Here is a 24,807-nt window from a genome sequence, read left to right on the forward strand (position 1 = left end):
AGGGGACCCCATCATTATGAGTGATGTGCTCTAACCAGCTGAGCTACATAGCCATCTCTTTAATTTCTCATCATCGCTGATGCGGGGCGTATTATGCGTATATGCCCCGAAGCCGTCAACACCTTTTTTGCAAAATTTCCGCTAACATAGTTTGTTTGCAGATAAATTAAGCGAAACGGCCTGTTTTTATATCAAACCCACATACCTACTTGCAACTATTTCACATCAGTTTAGCAAATCCAGTCTTGATTTGATGAAAACAAAAAAGGAGCTAGCGCTCCTTTTTTAATTAAATGGTGTGTTATGCTTTGCGCTTACTGCTAGCAATACTTACACATTAAATAAGAAGTTCATGACATCGCCGTCTTTAACGATGTAGTCTTTACCTTCTTGGCGCATCTTGCCAGCATCTTTAGCGCCAGCTTCACCACGGTATTCAATGTAGTCTGCAAAGCCAATGGTTTGAGCACGAATAAAGCCACGTTCAAAATCGGTGTGGATTTTACCTGCGGCCTGTGGTGCTGTAGCACCAATTGGAATAGTCCAAGCTCGTACTTCTTTTACGCCAGCCGTAAAGTAAGTTTGTAACTTAAGTAGTTCATAGCCGCCGCGAATAACAAGGTTTAAGCCAGGCTCTTCTAAGCCTAAGTCATCCATAAACTCTTTTTTGTCTTCGTCTTCAAGTTCTGAAAGCTCAGCTTCAATTGCAGCACAAACAGGGATCACCACGGCATCTTCTGCAGCCGCAATTTCACGCACTTTGTCTAGGTAAGGGTTATTTTCAAAACCATCTTCATTGACATTAGCAATGTACATGGTTGGTTTAATCGTTAAGAAGTTAAGGTAGTCAATGGCTGCTTTTTCTTCTTTGCTCAGCTCTAACGAGCGTAGCGTCAACCCTTCATCTAAATGCGCTTTTACTTTATCCAATACCGTCAGTTCAAATTTGGCATCTTTGTCGCCACCTTTGGCTTTTTTGGCATTACGCTGCATAGCACGATCCGCGCTGTCCATATCCGCTAGCACTAGCTCAGTGTTAATAACATCAATGTCTTCTGCAGGGTCTATTTGACCAGCTACGTGAACAATATTTTCATTTTCAAAGCAGCGAACTACGTGGCCGATGGCGTCGGTTTCACGAATATTAGCAAGGAATTGGTTACCCAGTCCTTCACCTTTTGATGCGCCTTTTACTAAGCCTGCAATATCTACAAACTCCATAGACGTTGGAATAACGCGCTGTGGATTGACGATCTCAGCAAGCTGATCAAGACGTGCATCTGGTACAGGGACGACACCAGTGTTTGGTTCGATAGTACAAAAAGGAAAGTTTGCGGCTTCAATACCCGCCTTCGTCAATGCATTAAATAAAGTAGATTTACCAACATTTGGTAAACCAACAATGCCACATTTAAAACCCATAGTGTTTATTCCTAAATTTTACCCAGCTGACGTTAAGTCGTTTATCTGCCATGCAAGGCAATCGCTGGGTTAACTCAATCAATCGCAGCAGTGAACCTGTTACGGTTTAAAAGAATGTAGTCTATTTTGCGCTTTTAACACGCCATCTTTAGCCAAAATTTCCATACAACGAACTGCTTCGTCAATGGCATCTTCAATTTTCTGCTGATCTACTTGCGGTGCCTTACCTAGCACCCAACCTGTGACCTTATCGCGATGTCCTGGATGGCCAATGCCGATCCTAAGGCGCATAAACTCTTTGTTATTAGCCATTTTAGCGATGATGTCTTTTAAGCCATTGTGGCCACCGTGACCACCGCCTTTTTTTAGTTTAGCGATACCGGGATCTAGATCCATTTCATCATGTGCAACCAGAATATTCTCCACAGGGATCTTATAGAAGTTGGCAAGACTAGCCACCGCTTTACCACTTAAATTCATATAAGTTGTGGGGATTAATAATTTGAATTCTTGATTGTTAATAAGCACTTTGCCAGTGAGGCCGTGATGCTTAGAGTCCGGTTTGAGAAGGCAGTTGTAACGTTTGGCGAGTTCTTCGATGAACCACGCACCAGCATTATGACGGGTGTTTGCGTATTCGGGGCCTGGATTAGCCAGGCCCACAAGCATTTGAATAGTACTCAAGGTGCTAACACCTTAACTATTACTCAGCTTCGTCTTCAGCAGACTCTTCTTCAGCAGGAGCTGCTTTAGGAGGGTTTACTGTAACAACAGCTTGGTCGTGGTCTGCACCTTTAGCAAGCTCAACTGATGCAACACCAGCTGGGAATGTGATATCTGTTAGGTGAAGTGTTTGACCAACTAGTAGTGTAGACACGTCAACTTCGATGAACTCAGGAAGTCTTGCAGGAAGACAAGTGATTTCAATTTCAGTTAGTTGGTGAACAATAGTGTTACCCGCTTTAGTGATAGCTTCTTCGTTGATGAAGTGTACTGGCACCTTAGTGTGGATCTTCTGGCTAGCATCAACACGTTGGAAGTCTAAGTGAGTGATCTTAGGCTTGAACGGGTGGCGTTGAATGTCTTTAAGGATAGCTTCAACAGCATCACCACCAATGTTTAGTGTAAGAATGTGAGTGTAGAAACCCTCATCTTCTTGCATCTTAAGTACTTTGTTGTGATCAAGCGTTAGAGAAACTGCATCTTTACCTGCACCGTATAGGATAGCAGGAACTTTATCAGCGCGACGTAGGCGGCGGCTCGCACCAGTACCTAGGTCATTACGTACTTCAGCGTCTAGTTTGTATACAGACATGGATTGTCTCCAAATAATTTAAGTTAATGTGTCAGAGAGTTCGCGACCAAACTCCCTGCCTAAAAAAGGCGCGCTAATATAACACTAACCCACCACTAATGAAACCTTATAAACAAAAAAAGCACCATAACAGGTGCTTTTCCACATCGGCTTACTGGTCAACGCTTAGTGTTGAAACATCGCCGAGATAGATTCTTCATTACTGATGCGACGGATTGTTTCAGCCATCATATCGGCAAGCGTTAATACTTTGATGTTATCAAGCGCTTTAAGCTCATCAGAAAGTGGAATAGAGTCAGTGACGATCACTTCGTCGATAACTGAATTGCGTAGATTCTCTGCCGCATTTCCTGATAACACTGGGTGGGTTGCATAAGCAAATACGCGTTTTGCACCATGTTCTTTCAGTGCTTCAGCCGCTTTACATAAGGTACCGCCAGTATCAATCATGTCGTCAACAATAATACAGTCACGACCGGCTACATCACCGATAATATGCATTACTTGCGAGACATTCGCTTGTGGGCGACGCTTATCAATAATTGCCAGGTCTTTGTCGTCGAGTAGCTTAGCGATTGCACGAGCGCGCACCACACCACCAATATCAGGTGATACCACCACAACGTCTTCGAACTGACGTTCTTTCATGTCTTCAATCAGCACAGGGCTGCCGAAAACATTATCAACTGGCACATCGAAGAAACCTTGGATTTGTTCAGCATGTAGGTCGACAGTTAGAACACGGTCAACTCCCACGCTAGAAAGGAAGTCCGCCACTACTTTTGCAGTAATTGGCACACGCGCAGAGCGTACTCGGCGGTCTTGGCGAGCATAGCCGAAGTATGGAATAACAGCTGTAATACGGCCAGCAGATGCACGACGTAGCGCATCAACCATGACGATTAGCTCCATTAGGTTATCATTAGTCGGGGCACAGGTTGATTGGATGATAAAGACATCTGAGCCACGTACGTTTTCGTTGATTTGTACGCTAATTTCACCGTCGCTAAAACGGCCAACAACGGCATCACCTAACTCAATAAACAGACGTTTTGCAACTTTTTGAGCTAACTCGGGTGTTGCGTTACCAGCGAAGAGCTTCATGTCGGGCACGGTAGGGTTCCTCAGGCACTGAATTTTTTGGACTAACATGCAATGACAATGAACTGACAAAGTCAAAACAAGCTAACTTAAACAATCTACTTCTAGTTTTTCCAAGCGCGTAACTGTCGATGACAGATTGACTCACTTGTATTTTGGGCAACAAAGCCTCGCCAAGATGATGGTAGTAATTCGAGCACACGCAGCGCTGCCTCGCGCGTTTCAAATTCCGCGAAACAACAAGCTCCAGTACCAGTCATTTTGGTTGGTGCATATTTTAGCAACCACGAGAGGGTCTTTTCAACCTCGGGGTAAAGCTTTTTGACAAGAGTTTGACAGTCGTTACCCGTCTCCTCGAGGCGCCAAGTACGGGAAAGTTTAGGCGTATTGCGAGGAAGATCTGGGTGCGTGAATACCGCCGCGGTACTGACATGCACCGCTGGAGCCACCACCAAATACCACTTCTGTGGTATTTCAACCGCTTCAAGTTGTTCGCCAACACCATGGGCAATGGCCGTTTTACCGGCAATGAAAACCGGCACGTCGGCACCGAGTTTAAGGCCTAACTTTGCTAGATCAGTGAGTGATAAATTACATTGCCAGAGCTGATTCAATGCTAATAACGTGGTGGCTGCATCCGAAGAGCCTCCGCCGACGCCACCCCCCATAGGCAGGTTTTTGGTTAGATGAATAGTAACTCCGGTGCCTGTTTGATTGAAAGGCTGCAACATTTTCGCGGCCTTATAAATAAGATTATCGGCAGTGGCAATACCTGCAACATCCCCACTTAGTTGAATCTCCTCTGACGCTTCTGTGAGCGTAAAGGTGAGTTCATCGCCATAGTCTAAAAACGTAAAAAGCGTCTCCAGTTCATGGTAGCCATCAGCACGGCGACCGTTAATGTGTAAAAATAAATTCAGCTTAGCAGGGGCGTTGAGTGTTACTGTGGTCATGAAAACTGCCATGAAGTGATTAATACTTTGACCTTAATACTGGCCGATGAAAGGACCATGCGACTGGGAAGCCACATGCCGTCTTGCATTTTATATTGTTGGTATTGGATTTGCCAAATTCGACCCTGCGGGCTTTGCCATTGGGCCTGTTTAAGTCGGCCTTGCTCGTCTACTTCGCTGGTTTCGCTCGCTATTAAGCCTGTTAACCATTGTGGCGCCTGGTTTACTGGTAGCGATAAGCCACTTAAGCGTCTGACTAAGTCGCTGCTATCCATGCCTTTGTGGGTTTGATCCTCAAAAGTAAGTTGCGAATGACTGGAAAGCTCTTTTAATTCAAAAATACGCGTGCCAACAAAACTAGTTAAAATTAAATTTTGTTTATTATCATTGAAATACCAATTAAAGTTAGTGGACTGGCGGTTGTCTGGGGCGATAAAGGCAAGTTTTCCTCTTGCTTGCCAGTTTTGCTGTTGTTGTAACTTAGTTTGCCACTGTGAGGTAGGTTTTTGCTCCGCTAAACGTTGAGCACAACCTCCTAAAACAAATAAAAATATGAGTAAAATCAAATGAAGTTGTTTCAAAGGCTTTTCCTTACTTTCCATATTCGATTGATTTTTGGTAAAATTGCCTGCTTTAAAGCAGGGCTCGAGCAACACTGGCATCTATGACCATTATCGCACTTGGTATTAATCACAAAACCGCGTCTGTAGAATTACGTGAAAAAGTCGCGTTTTCTCCAGAGCAGCTTACTGAAGCATTGCATCAACTCCAACATGCGCCGCAGTTTAACGAGTCTGTGATCGTATCGACCTGTAATCGCACCGAAATCTATTGTAGCCTTGAGACTGCAGATCCCCAAGCCTTACTCGGCTGGTTATCTGAATTTCATCACGTTGCTGAGCAAGATTTGGCCGAAAACGTGTATGTGCATATGAATCAAGACGCGGTCAATCATTTGATGCGGGTGGCCTGTGGCTTGGATTCTTTGGTATTAGGTGAGCCACAAATTTTAGGGCAAATTAAGCAAGCCTTTAATACCGCTAAACAACATCATGCCATTCAGCCGACCTTTGAGCGCTTGTTTCAAAAAACCTTTTCAGTTGCCAAGCAAGTCAGAACAGAGACCGATATTGGCGCCAGTGCGGTATCGGTTGCCTATGCGGCGGTGAACTTGGCAAAGCACATTTACGGCCAGCTAGATAAAACCCAAGTATTATTGATAGGCGCCGGTGAAACCATTGAGTTGGTGGCCAAGCATTTGTCTCAGCACGACCCAAAATCGATCACGGTGGCTAATCGTACCATTGAGCGGGCACAAAATCTGGCGCAAGAGGTAGGAGGCTGCGTTATTTCGTTAGCACAGTTACCTGATGCGCTGCCCAATGCTGATATTGTCATTAGTTCTACCGCCAGTACTCTGCCCATCATCGGCAAAGGGGTGGTGGAGCAAGCACTTAAAAAACGTCGTCATAAACCGATGTTATTTATTGATATTGCGGTGCCCCGTGATATAGAAAACCAAGTCAATGAGCTCGACGCCGCTTACTTGTACTCGGTGGACGACTTGCAAGCCATCGTTAATGAAAACCTGGCCAGCCGCGAACAAGCAGCCAAAGACGCACAGCAAATTATTGACTTACGCACCCAAGAATTTTCTCAGTGGCAACGCTCACTGCATTCTGTTGATGTGATTAGGCAATACCGTCAAAGTGCGCAAGAAATTAAAAATGAACTCGTGGAAAAAGCCCTTAATCAGCTACAATCGGGCAAAGATGCAGAAAAAGTAATAAACGAATTAGCAAATAAGTTGAGTAATCGCTTAACTCATGCACCGACTCGCGCCATTCAAGAAGCCGCCAAAGAAGGTGATGTCGATAAGTTAGCACAACTCAAACAAACATTAGGAATTGAGCAGGAATAAATATTAGATGAAAGAGTCTATATATCGTAAGTTAGAAACCTTGGTAGAGCGCTACGAAGAAGTACAAGCCATGCTAAGCGATCCCGAGGTGATTGGCGATCAGAACCGCTTTCGCGCCTTATCAAAAGAGTTTTCAGAGCTAGAAGATGTGGTAAAGGCCTTTACCGCGTATCAGCAAGCACAAGAAGATGTAGCAACATCGGAAGAGATGCTAAAAGACTCAGATCCTGATATGCGTGAAATGGCGCAAGAAGAATACAAAGAGGCGAAAGCGGCGATCACCGCTTTGGAAGACGACCTTCAAGTGTTGATGCTGCCAAAAGACCCTAAAGACGACAACAATGTGTTTTTAGAAGTGCGTGCTGGTACGGGTGGTGATGAAGCGGCTATTTTTGCCGGAGATTTATTCCGCATGTACAGTCGCTATGCCGAAACGCAAAAGTGGCGTGTAGAAGTCGTCAGCGCCAATGAAGGTGAACATGGCGGCTACAAAGAAGTGATTGCCCATATTAGTGGTGACGGCGTTTACGGTAAGTTGAAGTTTGAGTCTGGCGCGCACCGGGTTCAGCGTGTGCCAGAGACTGAGTCGCAAGGTCGGGTTCACACCTCAGCATGTACCGTCGCGGTGATGGCGGAAATTCCAGAAGCCGAAGCCATTGATATCAATCCGTCTGATTTGAAAATTGATACCTTCCGCGCCTCGGGTGCCGGTGGTCAGCACGTTAACAAAACGGACTCAGCTATCCGTATTACCCACATTCCAACCGGTGTAGTGGTGGAGTGTCAAGATGAGCGTTCGCAGCATAAAAACAAGGCAAAGGCTTTGTCAGTGTTGGGCGCGCGATTACAGCAAGCCGAAGATGAAAAGCGCGCTGCAGCAGAGGCTTCAGAGCGCCGTAACTTGGTGGGCAGTGGTGACCGCTCAGAGCGTATTCGCACCTATAACTTCCCACAAGGGCGGATCACCGATCACCGTATTAACTTGACCTTATATCGTCTGAATGAAGTGATTGCCGGAGAGCTGGGTGCGGTCATCGACCCCTTGGTAATTGAATACCAAGCTGACTTGCTTGCGGCCATGAGTGAAGACGAGTAATGTCCGTATTAACCGTTGCTCAAGCGCTTGCTTGGGCAACTACACAGATAACCCCCCACTCAGACTCTGCCAAGCTGGATGCCGAAGTACTGCTATTAAAGGTATTAGATAAAACCCGCACTTACCTGTTTACTTGGCCGGAAGCCGAACTCACCAGCGCACAACAACAGCAATTTGAGCAAGCTGTTGCAAGGCGTGTCACGGGCGAGCCGGTGGCACATATTACCGGTGAAAGAGAGTTTTGGAGCCTGCCTTTAGAGGTCAATGCCAGCACCCTAATTCCACGGCCAGACACCGAAACACTGGTTGAGCATGTACTGAATATGACACTGCCTGATACTGCTGCAGTGTTAGACTTGGGCACTGGAACCGGCGCGATTGCGCTGGCACTGGCCAGCGAGTACCCAAGGTGGCAAATTACCGCCGTGGACGCATCGGAAGAGGCGGTGGCACTTGCCAAGCGCAACCAAGCTCGGCTGGGGTTCAGCAACGTCAGTATTTTACACAGTAATTGGTTTAGCGCCGTTGGCGAGCAGCAGTTTGATCTTATTGTGAGTAACCCGCCGTATATTGACTCTACAGATGAGCACCTTGCTCAAGGCGATGTCAGGTTTGAACCGCAAAGTGCCTTAGTGTCAAGCGAGCAAGGGTACGCTGACATCTTTCATATTATCAAAAGTGCAAAGCCCTATTTGCGTTCGGGCGGTTATTTATTATTGGAGCATGGCTTTGAGCAAGCCGATAAGATCCGTCAGTTTTTTGCACAAATGGCGTATATTAATATACTTACCATAAAAGATATGGCAGGGTGTGATAGGGTAACTTTGGCAATGATGCCATAAAAGGTAACCTCCACACAGGTTTGGCGCTTCAATAGGATCCTAAATATGGATGATTTTTTGTTTTCAGATGAACCCACCGACGTAACTGAGCCCGATAAAATCGGGACTTGGAAAGTCATCATTGTTGACGATGAACCCGAGGTTCATGCCGTTACTAAGTTGGCACTCAGTGATTTTGAATTTCAAAAAATGCGCTTAGAGTTCCTCAGTGCTTACTCGGGTGAAGAAGCGAAAAAAGTCATCGATGCCAACCCCGATGCCGCAGTGGTATTACTTGATGTAGTCATGGAGACCGACGACGCCGGTTTGCAAGTGGCAAAATACATTCGTGAGACGGCAAAAAATAATCACATACGTATCATCTTACGTACCGGTCAGCCTGGTCAGGCACCTGAGCGTCAAGTTATTGTTAATTATGATATTAATGATTACAAATCGAAGACGGAGCTGACCGCTCAAAAGCTCTTTACTGTGGTCATGTCGAGCTTGCGCTCTTATCGCGATATTCTGGCGATTGAGCAATCTCGTGAAGGTTTAGAAAAAATCATTACGGCATCGCGGGATATTTTTGCCACGCACTCCATCGAAAGCTTTATTGAAGGGGTACTGCAACAACTTACCTCCCTTATCGGAACGGTTGATCAAGCGATATACGCCACCTCTTTGGCTGCTGGAAAGGAGCCCGGTCAAGAAACAGATCAGCTGGTTGTGTTTGCTGGCCGAGGAGACTTCGAGAAGAGCGAAGGTAAGCCCATTTCCGAGGTTTTAGACCCAGAACAAATGTCAGCTTGCACCAAGGCATTGGAAGAAAAAGACATTGTTTATAAAGACAATTACCTTTTTGCTTACTGCTCTAGCGATTACAATCACGCCTCCATGTTGTTTGTCTCAGGGATCCCGGACTATTTAACCGACACTCAGCGTCATCTTATTGATATCTTTGCTCAGAATATGCAGCTCGCCTATGAAAATGTGCAGCTTCAGGCTGAAATTGAAGACACTCAGCAAGAGCTGGTTATAAGGCTAAGTGAAGCATTGGAATTGCACTCAACTAACACCGGCAATCACGTCAAACGGGTCGCGCACCTCTGTCATTTACTGGCAAGAGAAATGGGGCTATCAGAGCGTGAGGCTGAGCTTATCAAAATGGCTTCACCGCTTCATGATGTCGGTAAAGTGGGTATCCCAGATGCCATCCTTAACAAGCCGAGTAAACTCGATGATGAGGAATGGCAGGTGATGCAAACTCATGCTGACAAAGGCTTCGAGTTATTAAAAGACTCACGCCGCGAAATCGTAAATGCTGGGGCGTTAATCGCTCGAGATCACCATGAAAAATGGGATGGCTCTGGTTACCCTAAAGGCAAAAAAGGCCAAGAAATTCATTTGTATGGTCGTATTGTCGCGCTGGCTGATGTCTATGATGCACTGCGCCACAAACGCTGTTATAAAGAAGCCTGGAGCAAAGAAGACGCGCAACAAGAAATTGTTGCCCAAAAGGGCAAGCACTTTGATCCTGAACTCGTTGATGTGTTCAACCAATGCATTGATGAATTAGAATTAATTTTACAACGTTTCCCAGACTAGATAGAGAAGTATATGGATTACATGGCTTTAAAGCACACACATTTGCTGTTTGTGGTACTTAGTATTGTTTTATTTTATACCCGTGCCGTGTCGCGCTTAAATAGCGGCAAGTTGGCTAAACACAAAGGGGTCTTTATAACCAGTCACAGTGTCGATACCTTGTTGCTGGTTACGGCAGTAATACTTGCCGTCTCGGCCGGATTAAAGCCGTCTGAGCAGCCTTGGTTAATGGAGAAAATCGTGTTAGTGCTTGGCTACATTGGTTTAGGTTTTGTGATTGCTAAATCCCATGCCAAGAAAACCAAAGTGGCTGCTCTGGCTGTTGCCACCACGGTGCTTTTAGCAATTGCCCACTTAGCCGTGAGTAAGCAAGCATTCTTTAGTTAGTTACTTACCTCTGCGCTGGCACTCTTGCTCTGAGTGCCACAATATATTGATTACTATCAAGCCGATTTTTGCTCTAACTTCAGTCACTTTGATGCGATCTTGTTTTCCCCTCTTGGGAATATGACAAAAAGTGGTAAACTAGTCGTTCTATGACCAAAGCAACTCAAGAGAAATCAAGTCCTATGAATGATATCTGGTTAGATGAGAAAGACGTAGCTCTCGATGACAATACAGATGCATTTTCCTATCCGCCTTTATTGAGATGCATAAAGGCTGAGCAATACTGGGATGCTCAAGCAGACACAAACAAAACCTTGTGTCAGCTTGCAGAGCTCGAGTTTGCGGTGGACGAGATTTATCACGCAAACCGTGATCGCCACGAGCGTTTAGATAAAATTCTAGACACGTTTTATACCGACTGGTTGTTCAGCTGCAGTAGCCAAGATGTCTCTGAGCACAAGCTCAATAGCGTGTGTTATGCCCTAGCAATGCGCAGCGGCACCAACACCGCGTTAGGGTTAATCTTGGTGCACTTACTTGAGCGCGCTAAGCTCGATGCCAGTTTGGCGTTAAACCAAGGTGACATTGCTGTGCACGTTGCTTTTAGTGATGACGAAGGCTACTTAATTGAGCCAAGCTCAGGTCACCAAAGCTGGTACTTGATACCGGAAAATGAAACTAAAGAAGAAAGCAAAGAGGCCGAGCCGCTGGAGCTTATTTTCAATGAAGAGTCATTAAAACTGTATTTATCACAACAAAAGTGGGCCTTTATTGCGGCAGAAAAGTTTGGTCATGCACTCAGTTGTGTAGAACAGTTAATGGATATCTTGGGTGATGATCCCTACGAACGTCGCGACAGAGGCTATCTGCTAAATCAATTAAACTGCCCAAAAATGGCAAAAGACGATTTGCAGTTTTTTGTGGATGAATGTCCAGACGATCCCACCATTGAAATGATCCAGCATCAGATCAAAGAACTGGCTGACCATAACAACATATTACACTGATAATAATAATAATAGCGAGGACATATGGAGCAAAGTGCTGCGCTCGTTACCAATAATGCGGTAATCATGGGCCTGTTGGCCGTTATTTTGGGGTTTGTTTTTTATACCTCTAATTTGAAAACAGGGTTTTGGGCGAAATTTTACAAATACGTTCCAGCCTTGTTGATGTGTTATTTCCTGCCATCCTTACTCAATACCTTCGGCATTGTTGATGGTAATAATAATGACGTATACAGCGTCGCTAAATATTTCTTACTGCCAGCATGTTTAGTCTTGCTGACCTTGAGTATCGACTTAAAATCCATCGCTGGTTTGGGTAAAAAAGCCGTGATCATGTTCCTTACTGGCACTGTTGGCGTGGTGCTCGGCGGACCCATTGCCCTGTTACTTACCGCTACCTTTATGCCGGAGCTGATTGGTGTCGCTGGACCTGAAGCCGTATGGCGAGGTATGGCAGCATTGGCGGGAAGCTGGATTGGCGGCGGCGCTAACATGGTGGCGATGAAGGAAATTTATGGTGCCGGTGGCGAGATATTTACCATTATGGTCACCGTCGATATTGTTGTCGCGAACTTGTGGATGGCTTGCCTATTGTACATGGCTGCGCGAAATAAAGAGATTGACGCCAAAACGGGCGCCGACACTTCGTCGATTAAGCGCCTAATCGACAGAGTCCAAGCATTTGAAGCCGAACATGCTCGTAAACCTGAGTTAAAAGACCTAATGATACTGGTTGGGTTTGCGTTTGGCGCAACGGGCTTGGCACACTTTGCGGCAGATTTGTTAGTGCCCTTCTTTAGTGCCAACTACCCTGAGCTGAAAAAGTTTTCTCTGCACAGTAAATTATTTTGGATTATCGTGTTAGTCACCACCATAGGGCTGGCCTTGTCTTTTACCAAGGCTCGTCAATACGAAGCCGTGGGCGCTTCTAAAATTGGTTCTAGCTTCTTGTATATCCTGGTTGCCACCATAGGTCTACACATGGACATTACCAAGATAGTCGAAGCGCCTAAATACGTCATTATTGGACTTATTTGGATGGCCGTACACGTTAGTCTGTTATTTATTATGGCAAAACTCATCAAAGCACCTGTTTTCTATGTGGCGGTAGGCAGTAAAGCCAATATTGGTGGCGCAGCCTCTGCACCTGTGGTGGCTTCCGCTTTTCACCCCGCGCTGGCACCTGTCGGAGTACTGTTGGCCGTTTTAGGTTATGCGTTGGGGACTTATATGGCATGGTTCTGCGGACAATTACTCCGTGTGATCGGCAGTTAAAGGATACAAAATGAACACAGATATTATTACTATTGCAGGCCGTGAAGTGGCAAATGACAAGCCATTTGTGCTTTTCGGCGGCATGAACGTATTGGAGTCCCGTGATCTGGCGATGAGCATTGCCGAGCACTATGTCACCATTACGGAAAAACTCAATATACCTTATGTATTTAAGGCTTCATTCGACAAAGCCAATCGCTCATCGATCAACTCCTACCGTGGCCCAGGCATGGATGAGGGGTTAAAGATCTTTGAAGAAATTAAGCGCACTTTTAACGTGCCGGTGATCACCGATGTGCACGAACCTTTCCAAGCTGAGCCTGTGGCTGAGGTGGCCGATGTTATCCAGCTACCGGCATTCCTAGCACGACAAACGGATTTAGTCGTGGCCATGGCTAAAACGGGTGCGGTGATCAATGTTAAGAAGCCGCAGTTTTTAGCCCCTCATGAAATGCGCCACATCATTAAAAAGATCAATGAAGCAGGCAACGATAAGGTGATTTTGTGCGAGCGTGGCAGTAGCTTTGGTTACAACAACCTAGTGGTGGATATGCTGGGTATGGACGATATGAAGCAGATGGCCCCGGTGATTTTTGACGCCACTCATGCCTTGCAGCGCCCTGGTGGTCGCAGTGACTCGGCCGACGGTCGCCGTGCTCAAGCCGCAGAGTTGGCTCGCAGTGGTATGGCATTAGGGTTAGCTGGACTGTTTATAGAAGCACACCCAAATCCCAATGAAGCCAAATGCGATGGCCCATGTGCCTTACCATTAGCGAAACTAGAGAGTTACTTGCAGCAGATGAAAGCGGTCGATGAGCTGATAAAAAGTTTTGCACCGCTAGACACCAGCGCCGCGGACTTATAATCTTATCGAGTAACTTGATACATTCTGCCCGCATACAGCGGGCTTTTTATAGGCATGAATGAATGTCACGAAGACTACCACCATTAAATGCATTAAAAGCCTTTGAGGCAGCAGCACGACATTTGAGCTTTACCAAAGCAGCAGAAGAGTTGTATGTTACTCAGGCCGCGGTGAGTCATCAAATAAAAACCCTCGAAGAGCACTTGGGTCTCAAGCTTTTTTTACGTAAAAACCGCTCCTTGCTTCTAACCGAAGAAGGCCAGGGTTACTTTTTAGATATTAAAGACATCTTCTCGCAGTTAGTGGATGCCACTGAAAAGTTGTTAGCGCGAGGCGCGAAAGGGTCGTTAACGGTAAGTCTCACACCAAGCTTCGCAATTCAATGGTTAGTGCCTAGGCTCAGTAAATTTAACGAGCTTCACCCAGAAATAGATGTCCGAATTAAAGCACAAGACTACGATGATAACTCGCTGACTGACGACGTCGATGTTGCCATTTATTATGGCCGTGGTAACTGGAATGGGGTGCAAAAGCATAAGCTACACACCGAGTATCTGGTGCCTTTATGTAGTCCATTTTTACTGACCGGTCCGAAACCGCTTAACCAGCCAAGCGACCTAGCTCAGCACACGTTATTGCACGATACCACTCGGCGTGCTTGGAAAGCTTGGATGAAAACGGCGGGGGTGCGCAACGTTGCGGTCAATACCGGGCCTATATTCAGCCACTATTCGATGGTGTTACAAGCGGCCATTCATGGTCAAGGTGTGGCCTTGGGTAATAGTGTGTTAGCCAAGCCCGATATTGATGCTGGGCGCTTAGTGATCCCATTTAGTCATCATTTAGAAAGTAAAAATGCCTATTACTTGGTGTTTCGAGAAGCGCAAGCTGAGTTAGGTAAAATTGTGTCCTTTAAAGATTGGATGCTCGATATGGTAGAACAGGAACAAGAGTTAAATAGTTTATGAGCACAGTAAGTATTGAATGGCACAAGTGCACTAATCCCATCGCCCAGTTTATTTTCGCCCATGGTGCTGGCGCAGGCAGTGACAGTGATTTTATGCAAGACATGGCAAAAAAGCTGGCGGCTTGCGATATTCAGGTGGGGCTGTTCGACTTTGAATATATGCAACAAGCGAAGCGCGAAGGCAAAAAGCGCCCACCTGAACGGGCACCTAAGTTGTTAGCCTATTATGACGCCGTGCTAGCGCAAGCCGACCCTAAGCTGCCTTTGTTTATTGGTGGCAAGTCGATGGGCGGGCGTATGGCGTCTATGCTAGCTTGTGACACCTCATCACCCGTGGCTGGTGTGCTGGCCTTTGGCTACCCATTTCACCCTCCTGGAAAGCCAGATAAGCTGAGAACTGAACATTTTGCACAATTACCTTGTCCTTTTCTTATTCTTCAAGGAGAACGAGACACTTTTGGTAACCGCACCGAAGTTGAAGCCATGACACTGCCGACAACGCTTAATATCAAGTGGCTAAAAGATGGTGACCACTCACTCAAACCACGTAAAGTCAGCGGCGTTAGCGAGGATGAGAGCCGAGCCAATGCAGCGGCCATGGCGGCCAGCTTTATTAAGGAGCAAGTGCATGGCTAAGCTCTATCTTATTCTTGGTAGCCTACTGTGTTTGTTATCTGTGGTGCTAGGAGCATTTGCAGCACACGGCCTAAAAGGTCGTTTAAGTGAGTATGGCCAAGCAATATTCAATACCGCGGCGCACTATCAAATGACTCATGGCGTAGCCATTATCGTGGTCGCTCTGTTGCTAAAATGGGGTGTCAAAGTGCAATTGGCCGGGAGCTTTTTCTTTGCTGGGGTGATGCTTTTTAGTGGCAGCCTGTATTTACTCGCACTCACTTCATGGAAGTGGCTTGGCCCTGTAACGCCGATTGGCGGAGTCTGTTTTATTGTCGGCTGGGTGATCCTCATTGTGCAAATCTATAAATCCTCATTCTAAGAGAGTCTAATGTCGAGTATCGTGATTTATTGTCGCAGTGGCTTTGAAAGTGACGCCGCTGCAGAAATTAACCATTACGCCGCCCAACATGGTGTCGGTGGTTACGTAAAAGCAAAGCCCAATACGGCTTTTATTACTTTTGAATGCTTTAATGCCGACGACGCTGAAGCATTAGCAAAGAAAATAGACTTCAAAAAGCTGGTGTTCGCAAGACAGTGGTTTGTTGGCCAGCTACTTACTGATATGCCGGTGGCGGATCGCGTTAGTGTGATTAAAGAGGCAGTAACAGACTTTCCTCTGTGTGGCGAGTTGCGGGTTGAAACCCCCGATACCAACCAAGGCAAAGAGCTGTCTAAGTTCTGTAAAAAGTTTTCCACGCCATTGGCAAAGTCTCTGGAAAAACACAATAAGCTTACGCGCGCAATAAAAACCACTAAGCCGGTACTGCACGTGCTGTTTTTAGCTAATAATACCGCCTACGTTGGCTATTCGTTTAGCGATAATAACTCACCATTTTTTATGGGGATCCCACGCTTAAGAATGCCGGCCGATGCCCCAAGCCGCTCAACACTAAAGTTAGACGAAGCATTCCATGTGTTTGTTAGTAAAGAGCAACAAGAACTACGTGTGCGCCCAGGTATGCGTGCCGTCGATTTAGGGGCTTGCCCAGGCGGCTGGACTTATCAGTTGGTACGCCGTGGTATGTTTGTCGCGGCCATCGACAATGGTCCTATGAACGATGACTTGATGCAAAGCGGTCAGGTTAAGCACTTTACCGAAGATGGTTTTAAATACCGCCCCGAAAAACGCAACATTGATTGGTTAGTGTGTGACATGGTGGAAAAACCAAGCCGAGTGGCCAACTTAATGATCGATTGGATTGTTAATGCTTACACCAAAGAGCTTATTTTTAACCTCAAACTGCCGATGAAAAAGCGTTTTGACAGCGTCTATGAGTGCCTGACGTTAATCCATGAAGAGTTGCAGAAGTATGGCGTAGATTATGAAATTCAAGCCAAGCACCTCTACCATGACCGTGAGGAGGTAACGGTACACATTAACGTACTAAAGGTACCGCAAAGCCTTTACAGCTAATTATTAGGGCCTTTAAAAGGCCCCATGAAGCGGCTATGCCGCTTCATCCTGATGTTTTTGTTTTAATAACCGGCTGGTTACCGTGCCTGCCGTCATCGAGCCCGACACGTTTAACGCAGTTCTCGCCATGTCAATCAATGGTTCAATAGAGATAAGCAATGCCGCAATGGTCACAGGCAAGCCCATGGCTGGAAGCACCACTAAAGCCGCGAAGGTCGCACCGCCTCCAACTCCTGCGATACCAAATGAGCTAATCGCCACCATGGCCACCAAAGAGATAATAAAATCAATAGCAAAGGGATCCACACCAACGGTAGGGGCCACCATCACGGCTAACATTGCCGGATAAATCCCCGCACACCCATTTTGACCAATGGTGGCGCCAAACGAGGCCGACAGGTTGGCTATGGCAGGGGGGACTTTGAGCTTTTCAATTTGCGCTTCCACATTTAACGGTATGGTGGCGGCAGAGCTTCTTGAAGTAAATGCAAAGGTCAGCACCGGCCATATTTTTTGGAAGTACTGCTTGGGGTTTTCACCCACTAAAGTGATCAGCATACCATGCACCACAAACATCATTAGAATGGCGACATAGGAAGCGATAATAAAGCCCAATAAGCTGATAATATCGGCCATACTGGAGGTGGCAATCACTTTGGTCATCAGTCCAGCAACGCCATACGGAGTCAGGGCAATGATCATGCGTACTAAACGCAAGACGGTGGCCTGTGCTGCCTCTACGGCGTTTCTGATGGTGCCACTGAGTGCAGACTCCTCAATGATAGCGCGACGGGCTGCAATGCCAGTTAACACGCCAAAAATAACCACCGCGATAATAGAGGTAGAACGCTCGCCAGTTAAATCGGCGAACGGATTCGTGGGAATAAAGCTCAGTAGCATCTGAGGAATAGTTAAATCGGCCACTTTGGTGGCGCGCTCTTCTAACACCGCGATGCGAGCCGTTTCTCTCGCTCCTTCCACTAAACCGGCTGCACTTAAGCCAAACGCTTGGCTAATAAAGATACCAATCAGTGCAGCAATGGCCGTGGTAATGACTAAAATAGAGATGGTGACAAAGGAGATTTTGCCCAACGAGCCTTGATTATCCAGCTTTACCACAGCGGCAATCATAGACACTAACACCAGCGGCATGATCACCATTTTTAAGAGGTTAACATAACCACTGCCAACCACGGCAATCCAGTCTAAAATGCTTTGTTTTGTGGCAACATCGCCAGCAAAAATAAACTGTAGCCCTAAGCCAAATAAGCTACCCCCCACCAAGCCTAATAAAACGGTCTTGGATAACGTCTCCGTGCGTCTTTGAACTCGATACAAACCAAACAATAAAAGCGCAAATACCACAAGCGCGGCAACAACAGCAAAAAACATTCACATACCCGTTGAGTAACTGGAAAATAACGCGCAACTATAGAGCTTTTTAGGCTAAGAAAAAAATACCCATCGGTCATGCGTTAGAACAAAAGGTTATGAATAAAAGTGTAAGTAAATAGGGCTGCTACCGGTCGGCAGCAGCAAATACAGTCTGAGTATAAATGCTAAAAAGGCACAGGGGCTGTAAAAGTCATGCTAGCACCGCTGGTTGGGTGGGTTATTTGAAGCCACTCGGCGTGGAGCTGCAACCTTGAAGCTGCAGCCAAGGCGGAGCCTGTGGCGTAAAGCCTATCGCCTAAAATAGCATGGCCTAAAGACAACATATGGACACGAAGCTGATGTGAGCGCCCAGTTATAGGGGTAAGTTTTACTCGAGTTGCCGCGTCTTCGTAGGCAATGACTTCATAATGGGTCAGTGATGGCTTGCCGGTTTCATGACACACCATTTGTTTCGGGCGGTTAGGCCAGTCGCAAATAAGCGGTAAATCCACAGATCCTGTGGCTGGTGCTAAATGGCCCGCTACTCGAGCCACGTAGCCCTTTTTAGTTAAGCGGTCTTGAAACTGAATACTCAAGTGGCGGTGTGCTTGTTTGTGCATAGCCAGGCAAAGTACTCCTGACGTGGCCATATCTAAGCGGTGTACTATTTTAGCATTAGGATAGACGTAATTGACGCGTGCAATGGCGCTGTCCCAGTGCTTGGGGTCTTTACCGGGGACGGTTAATAAGCCACTGGGCTTGTTGAGCACTAAGATGTCCTCATCTTGGTAAAGAATATCAAGGTAAGGGTCGCTTGGGGGGGCGTAATTCAGTAACACAACGGGCCTCGTCAAAATAAAACCACGGCATTGTAACGCAATGCCGTGTTACAGGGTAGGCAATCAACAATGGCAGCATGGACTGCTGCCGCGGTTTTAGTTATTGGTTTGATACCACAATCAAACGTATGGCATCCAACTTCAACTGCGCTTTTTCAATGTGCGTGGTGAGTTGCTCGCGCTGTTTATCAAACACCTGAATTTCTTCATCACGAATATTCGGGTTGATTGCTTTTAAAGCTTGTAAACGCGCTTGCTCATCGCCAAGCTGTTTTTGCATGTTGCTTAAGGCTTGGTTTTTGATGTCTTCAAGGGTTGCTTGTGCCAACTCATCGGCGCTGCTGATCAATGGATGAATGGCAGTTTGTAAGGCATTAACAAGCTTACTTGCTGTTTGCCTACCCACAGCCGATAGCTGCTGGTTGAAAGCATCAAACGCGACGTTGTCGGCCAAGTTATTACCGCCTTTATCCATGAGCACACGAATTGGCGTTGGTGGTAAAAAGCGACCCATTTGCAGCGCTTTCGGCGCCGAGGTTTCAGCAACAAAAATAAGCTCAACAAAAAAGGTACCCACTGGCAACTTATTGTTTTTTAATAATGCCACCGAGGCACAACCAAAATCATCGTTGCAGATCATATCGCACACCCCACTGACCATGGGGTGATCCCAACTAATGAATTGGGCATCTTCTTGTGATAGCGCAGTATGACGGTCGAAGGTCACTGTGATCCCTTCGTCTTTTAAACCGGGGAAAGAGGGGTTGAGCATGTGCTCTGTGGGTTTGAGAATAATAGTATTCTCGCCCTTGTCTTCTTGATTAACACCAAAGATGTCAAAGACATTGATCATGTAACCCGGTAACACCACATCGTTATCAAGGGCTTCTATTTCCGCGGCAATATGCTCTGACTTGCCGTGGCCACTGGAATGCAGCTCTAGTAGGCGGTCACGACCTTGTTCCATTTTCTGACGCAGCCGTTTATTCTCTGCCGCAGCTTGCTGTAATAAAGGCTCTAACGCTTCTTCATCACAATTATGCTGGGCGATCAGCTCCAATAGCTCATCAGCAAAAGATTGATACAATAACTGACCTGTGGTGCTGGTATTTTCAAACGCATCTAGGCCTTCGTGGTACCAACGTAATAACACTTCCTGAGCCGTACTTTCAAAATAAGGAACATGAATATTAATATCATGTTGTTGCCCGATGCGGTCTAAACGACCAATACGTTGTTCTAATAAATCCGGATTAAGCGGTAAATCAAACAACACTAAGTGGTGAGAAAACTGGAAGTTACGGCCCTCTGAGCCGATTTCAGAACACAACAATACTTGCGCGCTGTCAAACTCATCGGCAAAGAAGGCGGCGGCACGGTCGCGCTCAATAATAGACATGCCTTCGTGGAATACTGCCGCTTTTATTGCCTCTCGCTCCCTCAGGGTTTGCTCCAAGCTAATGGCGGTTTCTGCTTTGGCACAGATCAGTAACACTTTTTCTTGCTTTAACTCTTTAAGTTTTGCGATGAGCCACTCAACTCGTGGGTCAAACTGAGTCCAGCCACTGCCTTCGCCTTCAAATTCTTGGAAGATTTTTTCAGGGAATAGGGCCCTTACCGCGCTGTACTCTGGGCTTTGGATGCCACCAATATTGCCCATCACTGACATCGCCGTTTTGTATTGCTTAGGCAAGGCCACAGGGTATGAATGTAGATGACGGCTAGGGTAACCGCTAATGCCACTGCGGCTGTTTCTAAATAAAATGCGCCCAGTACCATGGCGGTCCAGTAGCATCGACAAAATTTCCTGCTTGGCTTGCTCGTTGCCAGCTTGTGCCGCGGCCAAAATGGCACTGATGTCAGTTTCTTTTAATAGCTCAATTAAGGTTTGCTCGGCCTCAGCATCGAGTTTTTTATCTTGTAATAAGTGATTGGCGGCTTCCGCGACTTCTTTATAGTGGCTTTCTTCTTCGACAAAGACGTCGTAGTCATAAAAGCGGTCGGGGTCGAGTAACTGTAAGCGCGCAAAATGGCTACGGTGCCCTAACTGATCTGGTGTTGCAGTCAGTAGGATCAAACCAGGAATATCCTGAGAAAGCTCAGCAATGCGCTGATATTCAGTACTCGCTTGCGTCTCGGTTACCGTTAGGTGGTGAGCTTCATCGACAATCAACAAGTCCCAATCAGCTAAGGTGGCTTGTTCAAACCAGCGTCGCTTCTTAGTTATAAACTCCAAGCTAACCAATACTAGCTGCTCGGTTTCAAAGACATTTTCGGCATCGGCGTAGGCTTCACTGCAGCGCTCTTCATCAAAAATAGAAAAGGCCAAGTTAAAGCGTCGTAACATTTCTACCAGCCACTGGTGTTGCAAGCTTTCTGGCACCACAATCAGCACACGGTTAGCACGACCAGATAACACTTGCTGGTGCAGGATCATGCCTGCTTCAATGGTTTTACCTAGGCCCACTTCGTCAGAAAGCAGCACTCTCGGTGCAAAGCGTTTACCTACTTCATCGGCAATATAAAGTTGATGTGGGATTAAGCTGGCGCGCTGACCAACTAACCCTTTAAGGTGTGATTGCTCTTTCGCAAATTGATGCTGCCAAGTTTGGTAACGCAGCGTGTAACGATCAAAGCGGTCAACTTGACCGGCGAACAAGCGGTCTTGTGGCTTGTTGAATTTAATAAAGTGGTCCAAGAACGTTTCTTTAAATGACGCTGGCTCACCAGTGTCGACGCGAGTGCCGTGGTAGCAAAACAGGCCATTTTGCTCTTCGATGTCAGCCACCTCTAGTTCCCATTCCTCAACGTGGCGAATGGTGTCTCCTGGGTTGAACACAACCCGAGTAACAGGTGCCTCTTGAGCAGAATAAACACGGTTTTCTCCGCTTGCGGGGAATAAAATAGTGACCTGACGCCCTTCAAGCGCCACGATGGTTCCCAATCCTAAATCTGATTCCGTATCGCTGATCCAGCGTTGGCCTAAGGAAAAGTTCATGGTTGTCTCGTCTAAGCAGAAAAAAGGCGGCTATGTTACCTATTCACGTGGCTTTGTTCAACTTAAAACCGTGCGCTGTTAATACCTCTATTAGGGTGCTGCAATTGGTTTTAAGCCTTTTGGCATGAAGCAGAGCAACTAGTTGTTTTTTATGGAATTGCAAGTCAATTTTTCTACTGTCATAAAAGCGACTTTTGTGACAAATAGACTAAACTTAGACTATATCCACGAGCAACAAAGTAACCGCGTTGTTCATTGGGTATAGCATAATAATCTGTAAACAACAGGAATGCGCTATGGTAAAACAAGACCAAGACCATAAAGTGTACGTGCTAGATACCAACGTACTGCTCCATGAACCACTCGCTTATCTCTCCTTCCAAGAACATGATGTTGTCGTCCCCATGACCGTCCTTGAAGAGCTTGATCACATTAAAGACCGTAAGCGTGATGTTAGTCGAGATGCCAGAGTGGCCATTCGCGGACTTGATGATGTGCTGCGAGATGCCACACCAGAACAAATGTTAGAGGGGGTAGCGCTGCCGACGTTAAAGTTAGAGAGTCATCGTACACCCAGTTCGGGTAAGTTGATCATCGTCAATGATCACCTCTTTCCAGATTCTATTTCGGGGTTGCCTGGGGACGAAAATGATCACCGTATCATTAATAGTGCGGTTCATTTGCAAACTCAATATAGTGATAAAAAGGTGGTGTTGGTCACCAAAGACATTAATATGCGCCTTAAGGCCAAAGGGGCGGGGTTGAAATATGTAGAAGATTATCGCACCGATCAGTTAATCGATGACATTGCTCTTCTCACCAGTGGTTTTAAGAAAGTCCCCGGTGATTTTTGGCAGCACGTTGGCGAATGTCAGTCGCAACAGGAGGGCCGCTATACCATTCACGACGTACCTAAGTCCCTAGTGCCAGATGTTTTTAGTAACGAATATTTGATTGATGATACCGAACATTTTGCCGCTCGAGTGGTAGGCTACGACGACCAGCATATTCGTTTAAAAGACCTCGGTGTTGAGCGCTTAATGCATCGTCAGGCGTGGGGGGTTAAGCCAAAGAACATCAACCAAGGCATGGCATTAGATGCGCTGTTAGATACCGACATTGAGCTGGTGATCCTGACCGGTCCGGCAGGGTGTGGTAAAACCCTATTAGCACTGGCCAGTGCCCTTGAAATGATCATTGAAAAGGGAATTTATGACAAGGTCATTGTCACCCGCAATACCCCTGAAATTGCTGAGAGCATCGGTTTTTTACCGGGGACAGAGGAAGAGAAAATGGCCCCTTGGTTGGCGGCCATTACCGACACCCTCGAAGTGCTGCATAAACACGATGAAAGTCCTGTGACCAGTCGCAATTACATCATGGAAAAGGCCAACGTCCAGTTTAAGTCGGTGAATTTTATGCGCGGCCGCAGTATTCAAAATGCCGTGGTGATTCTTCAACCCCGAATTGGGGGTGTTTTAAAGTTTTTACCCCCTTGTTTTTATTGGCCTGTAGAAAAAGTAAAAAGAATTTCCAAAAAAATTGATTACCTTAGCTACTCTGAGCAGTCTCTCAACAATAAACCTTTACTCAAAATTTGTAATTTACAAGAAAAGTACAACACAAAGCCTAGCAACGATTCAATCTTTTGGGAGGCTGCGTAATGAAAAGCTCTATTGACAATCGAAATCCTCGTGTACTAGACACATCTGCATTAGTACATGATCCAAAATCTATTTTTAGCTACAAAGATGATATTTACATCTGTCTAACTGTCCTTGAAGAGCTTGATAACCTGAAAGAAAGAACTAATAAATCGGTAAGTGCCGATGCCCGTATGTGCATTAGAATGCTTGAAGACATTATAAATGGACATACAGCCGAGGAAATGGAAATAGGTATTCCTTTACCATCTACCGAAACAGCCCAGAGAGGAAAGCTTTTCATTGGAATTGACACTCAATTGGATCTGGCTAAGGAGTTAAAGCACGGGATAGGAAGTGATGCTGATAACAGAATAATTAATTATGCTTTATATCTTCAAAAAGAACTCAATAAAGACGTAACAATTGTTAGCCGTGATATTAATATGCGATTGAAAGCTCGAACAGTTGGGGTTAGGGCTGAGGACGTTGCCGTAGATAATCAAATATCAGATATTGATCTTTTATACACAGGAGTACAGGCTTTTGAAGGCGATCTTTTTGATCGAATTGAATCAGATAAAGATTTCAAAGTCTCAGGAGAGGTTTATACATTCCCAATAAGCTTGTTCAACGATGAAGTTCAGCCAAACATGTATTGGTACGATGAAGCCGGACACATTGGCCGGATTTCAGAAGTAACAGATACTGAGGTATACACAAAATTATTGCCGCGTAAGCAAGAAAAGATATGGGGCATATTGCCTAAAAACCAGCGTCAGGCGGTAGCTTTAAGCCAATTAACAGACCCTTACTATGATTTAAATATCATCCTTGGTCCTGCTGGCTCCGGAAAAACTTTTTTGGCAGTTGCTTCGGCGCTGCATCAAGTATTGGAGTTGAAAAAGTACAAAAAAATCGTTGTGGTGCGCTCCAGAGACTTTATGGACGACGATCCGGGATTCTTACCGGGGGATTTAACTGAAAAATCAATGCCTCTTCTGGCAGGTATTACTGACGCATTAATTTCGATGCACTCGGATGATAATCATGAAGGAAATATTCACGCTACAGTTGAACATGTGATCGAAAGAGCTAATATAGAATTTACCAGTATGGCTTA

Annotated in this window: 23 protein-coding genes; 14 read left to right on the top strand and 9 right to left on the bottom strand. The window is 45.9% G+C overall.

Annotation, left to right across the window (positions count from 1 at the left end):
• Positions 1-330 precede the first annotated feature (330 nt).
• The 6 genes from ychF to lolB all read right to left on the bottom strand — a co-directional run bounded on the left by ychF (position 331) and on the right by lolB (position 5,372).
• Positions 331-1,422, bottom strand: a complete 1,092-nt coding sequence (gene ychF / locus ACNKW2_RS16880) for a redox-regulated ATPase YchF (protein WP_419149606.1) — start codon at positions 1,420-1,422, stop codon at positions 331-333.
• A 99-nt stretch (positions 1,423-1,521) separates the two neighbouring features.
• Entirely contained in the window at positions 1,522-2,106 is a 585-nt protein-coding gene (gene pth, locus ACNKW2_RS16885) for an aminoacyl-tRNA hydrolase (RefSeq protein WP_336568994.1), read from the bottom strand.
• Positions 2,107-2,125: 19 nt separating this feature from the next.
• Positions 2,126-2,737: a 50S ribosomal protein L25/general stress protein Ctc gene (locus ACNKW2_RS16890; RefSeq protein ID WP_419149607.1), complete on the bottom strand. Its 612-nt coding sequence runs from the start codon at positions 2,735-2,737 to the stop codon at positions 2,126-2,128.
• A 165-nt stretch (positions 2,738-2,902) separates the two neighbouring features.
• Entirely contained in the window at positions 2,903-3,850 is a 948-nt protein-coding gene (locus tag ACNKW2_RS16895) for a ribose-phosphate pyrophosphokinase (protein ID WP_336568996.1), read from the bottom strand.
• Positions 3,851-3,942: 92 nt separating this feature from the next.
• Positions 3,943-4,791, bottom strand: coding sequence for a 4-(cytidine 5'-diphospho)-2-C-methyl-D-erythritol kinase (gene ispE, locus ACNKW2_RS16900; RefSeq protein ID WP_419149608.1), 849 nt, complete (start codon positions 4,789-4,791; stop codon positions 3,943-3,945).
• Positions 4,788-5,372, bottom strand: coding sequence for a lipoprotein insertase outer membrane protein LolB (gene lolB / locus ACNKW2_RS16905; RefSeq protein ID WP_419149609.1), 585 nt, complete (start codon positions 5,370-5,372; stop codon positions 4,788-4,790). The genes ispE and lolB overlap by 4 nt, the downstream gene beginning before the upstream one ends.
• A gap of 83 nt (positions 5,373-5,455) precedes the next feature.
• Here lolB and hemA point away from each other — a divergent pair, with 83 nt between their 5' ends.
• The 12 genes from hemA (at position 5,456) to rlmM (ending at position 16,830) form a co-directional block, all read left to right on the top strand.
• On the top strand, positions 5,456-6,712 hold the full coding sequence (gene hemA, locus ACNKW2_RS16910) for a glutamyl-tRNA reductase (RefSeq protein WP_419149610.1): 1,257 nt from the start codon (positions 5,456-5,458) through the stop codon (positions 6,710-6,712).
• Positions 6,713-6,719: 7 nt separating this feature from the next.
• A complete protein-coding gene (gene prfA / locus ACNKW2_RS16915) occupies positions 6,720-7,808 on the top strand; it encodes a peptide chain release factor 1 (protein WP_336569000.1) in 1,089 nt (362 codons plus the stop codon).
• Positions 7,808-8,650, top strand: coding sequence for a peptide chain release factor N(5)-glutamine methyltransferase (gene prmC, locus ACNKW2_RS16920; RefSeq protein ID WP_419149611.1), 843 nt, complete (start codon positions 7,808-7,810; stop codon positions 8,648-8,650). The genes prfA and prmC overlap by 1 nt, the downstream gene beginning before the upstream one ends.
• 45 nt (positions 8,651-8,695) lie before the next feature.
• Positions 8,696-10,237 carry a DUF3369 domain-containing protein gene (locus tag ACNKW2_RS16925; protein WP_419149612.1) on the top strand — a complete coding sequence of 514 codons (1,542 nt, stop codon included), beginning with the start codon at positions 8,696-8,698 and terminating at the stop codon, positions 10,235-10,237.
• 12 nt (positions 10,238-10,249) lie between these two features.
• Positions 10,250-10,624, top strand: coding sequence for a SirB2 family protein (locus tag ACNKW2_RS16930; protein ID WP_419149613.1), 375 nt, complete (start codon positions 10,250-10,252; stop codon positions 10,622-10,624).
• Between the two features lie 182 nt (positions 10,625-10,806).
• Complete coding sequence (locus ACNKW2_RS16935) at positions 10,807-11,631, top strand: tetratricopeptide repeat protein (RefSeq protein WP_419149621.1); 825 nt, start codon at positions 10,807-10,809, stop codon at positions 11,629-11,631.
• Positions 11,632-11,655: 24 nt separating this feature from the next.
• Complete coding sequence (locus ACNKW2_RS16940) at positions 11,656-12,906, top strand: DUF819 family protein (protein WP_336569006.1); 1,251 nt, start codon at positions 11,656-11,658, stop codon at positions 12,904-12,906.
• A gap of 10 nt (positions 12,907-12,916) precedes the next feature.
• Positions 12,917-13,771 carry a 3-deoxy-8-phosphooctulonate synthase gene (kdsA, locus tag ACNKW2_RS16945; protein WP_336569007.1) on the top strand — a complete coding sequence of 285 codons (855 nt, stop codon included), beginning with the start codon at positions 12,917-12,919 and terminating at the stop codon, positions 13,769-13,771.
• 62 nt (positions 13,772-13,833) lie between these two features.
• Positions 13,834-14,739 (top strand): transcriptional regulator GcvA, encoded by a 906-nt coding sequence (locus ACNKW2_RS16950; protein ID WP_336569008.1) that lies wholly within the window; start codon positions 13,834-13,836, stop codon positions 14,737-14,739.
• Positions 14,736-15,374 (top strand): alpha/beta family hydrolase, encoded by a 639-nt coding sequence (locus ACNKW2_RS16955; RefSeq protein WP_419149614.1) that lies wholly within the window; start codon positions 14,736-14,738, stop codon positions 15,372-15,374. The genes ACNKW2_RS16950 and ACNKW2_RS16955 overlap by 4 nt, the downstream gene beginning before the upstream one ends.
• Positions 15,367-15,735 carry a DUF423 domain-containing protein gene (locus ACNKW2_RS16960; protein ID WP_336569010.1) on the top strand — a complete coding sequence of 123 codons (369 nt, stop codon included), beginning with the start codon at positions 15,367-15,369 and terminating at the stop codon, positions 15,733-15,735. Before ACNKW2_RS16955 ends, ACNKW2_RS16960 begins: the two co-directional genes overlap by 8 nt.
• Before the next feature lie 9 nt (positions 15,736-15,744).
• Positions 15,745-16,830 (top strand): 23S rRNA (cytidine(2498)-2'-O)-methyltransferase RlmM, encoded by a 1,086-nt coding sequence (gene rlmM / locus ACNKW2_RS16965; RefSeq protein ID WP_419149615.1) that lies wholly within the window; start codon positions 15,745-15,747, stop codon positions 16,828-16,830.
• A 33-nt stretch (positions 16,831-16,863) separates the two neighbouring features.
• On the opposite strand, the gene ACNKW2_RS16970 is transcribed toward rlmM, so the two are convergent.
• The 3 genes from ACNKW2_RS16970 to rapA all read right to left on the bottom strand — a co-directional run bounded on the left by ACNKW2_RS16970 (position 16,864) and on the right by rapA (position 22,041).
• Positions 16,864-18,222: an L-cystine transporter gene (locus ACNKW2_RS16970; RefSeq protein WP_419149616.1), complete on the bottom strand. Its 1,359-nt coding sequence runs from the start codon at positions 18,220-18,222 to the stop codon at positions 16,864-16,866.
• Between the two features lie 167 nt (positions 18,223-18,389).
• Positions 18,390-19,043 carry a bifunctional tRNA pseudouridine(32) synthase/23S rRNA pseudouridine(746) synthase RluA gene (gene rluA, locus ACNKW2_RS16975; RefSeq protein WP_419149617.1) on the bottom strand — a complete coding sequence of 218 codons (654 nt, stop codon included), beginning with the start codon at positions 19,041-19,043 and terminating at the stop codon, positions 18,390-18,392.
• A gap of 100 nt (positions 19,044-19,143) precedes the next feature.
• Positions 19,144-22,041: an RNA polymerase-associated protein RapA gene (gene rapA / locus ACNKW2_RS16980; RefSeq protein WP_419149618.1), complete on the bottom strand. Its 2,898-nt coding sequence runs from the start codon at positions 22,039-22,041 to the stop codon at positions 19,144-19,146.
• 296 nt (positions 22,042-22,337) lie between these two features.
• On the opposite strand from rapA, the gene ACNKW2_RS16985 reads away from it, so the two are divergent.
• On the top strand, positions 22,338-23,705 hold the full coding sequence (locus ACNKW2_RS16985; protein WP_419149619.1) for a PhoH family protein: 1,368 nt from the start codon (positions 22,338-22,340) through the stop codon (positions 23,703-23,705).
• A partial coding sequence (locus tag ACNKW2_RS16990; protein ID WP_419149620.1) for a PIN domain-containing protein occupies positions 23,705-24,807 on the top strand: 1,103 nt, incomplete at its 3' end. The genes ACNKW2_RS16985 and ACNKW2_RS16990, both read left to right, overlap by 1 nt.

This window comes from Pseudoalteromonas 'SMAR' (genome assembly GCF_048515945.1).
In the GTDB taxonomy this organism is placed as follows: Bacteria; Pseudomonadota; Gammaproteobacteria; order Enterobacterales; family Alteromonadaceae; genus Pseudoalteromonas.

Bases quoted from the DNA above. Each gene is read 5' to 3' on its own strand.
- ispE (WP_419149608.1), bottom strand. From the start codon at position 4,791: ATGACCACAGTAACACTCAACGCCCCTGCTAAGCTGAATTTATTTTTA.
- rlmM (WP_419149615.1), top strand. From the start codon at position 15,745: ATGTCGAGTATCGTGATTTATTGTCGCAGTGGCTTTGAAAGTGACGCC.
- kdsA (WP_336569007.1), top strand. From the start codon at position 12,917: ATGAACACAGATATTATTACTATTGCAGGCCGTGAAGTGGCAAATGAC.
- ychF (WP_419149606.1), bottom strand. From the start codon at position 1,422: ATGGGTTTTAAATGTGGCATTGTTGGTTTACCAAATGTTGGTAAATCT.
- ACNKW2_RS16970 (WP_419149616.1), bottom strand. From the start codon at position 18,222: ATGTTTTTTGCTGTTGTTGCCGCGCTTGTGGTATTTGCGCTTTTATTG.
- prmC (WP_419149611.1), top strand. From the start codon at position 7,808: ATGTCCGTATTAACCGTTGCTCAAGCGCTTGCTTGGGCAACTACACAG.
- ACNKW2_RS16940 (WP_336569006.1), top strand. From the start codon at position 11,656: ATGGAGCAAAGTGCTGCGCTCGTTACCAATAATGCGGTAATCATGGGC.
- ACNKW2_RS16960 (WP_336569010.1), top strand. From the start codon at position 15,367: ATGGCTAAGCTCTATCTTATTCTTGGTAGCCTACTGTGTTTGTTATCT.
- ACNKW2_RS16935 (WP_419149621.1), top strand. From the start codon at position 10,807: ATGAATGATATCTGGTTAGATGAGAAAGACGTAGCTCTCGATGACAAT.
- ACNKW2_RS16985 (WP_419149619.1), top strand. From the start codon at position 22,338: ATGGTAAAACAAGACCAAGACCATAAAGTGTACGTGCTAGATACCAAC.
- ACNKW2_RS16950 (WP_336569008.1), top strand. From the start codon at position 13,834: ATGTCACGAAGACTACCACCATTAAATGCATTAAAAGCCTTTGAGGCA.
- ACNKW2_RS16930 (WP_419149613.1), top strand. From the start codon at position 10,250: ATGGATTACATGGCTTTAAAGCACACACATTTGCTGTTTGTGGTACTT.
- ACNKW2_RS16955 (WP_419149614.1), top strand. From the start codon at position 14,736: ATGAGCACAGTAAGTATTGAATGGCACAAGTGCACTAATCCCATCGCC.
- prfA (WP_336569000.1), top strand. From the start codon at position 6,720: ATGAAAGAGTCTATATATCGTAAGTTAGAAACCTTGGTAGAGCGCTAC.
- ACNKW2_RS16925 (WP_419149612.1), top strand. From the start codon at position 8,696: ATGGATGATTTTTTGTTTTCAGATGAACCCACCGACGTAACTGAGCCC.
- hemA (WP_419149610.1), top strand. From the start codon at position 5,456: ATGACCATTATCGCACTTGGTATTAATCACAAAACCGCGTCTGTAGAA.
- ACNKW2_RS16890 (WP_419149607.1), bottom strand. From the start codon at position 2,737: ATGTCTGTATACAAACTAGACGCTGAAGTACGTAATGACCTAGGTACT.
- rapA (WP_419149618.1), bottom strand. From the start codon at position 22,041: ATGAACTTTTCCTTAGGCCAACGCTGGATCAGCGATACGGAATCAGAT.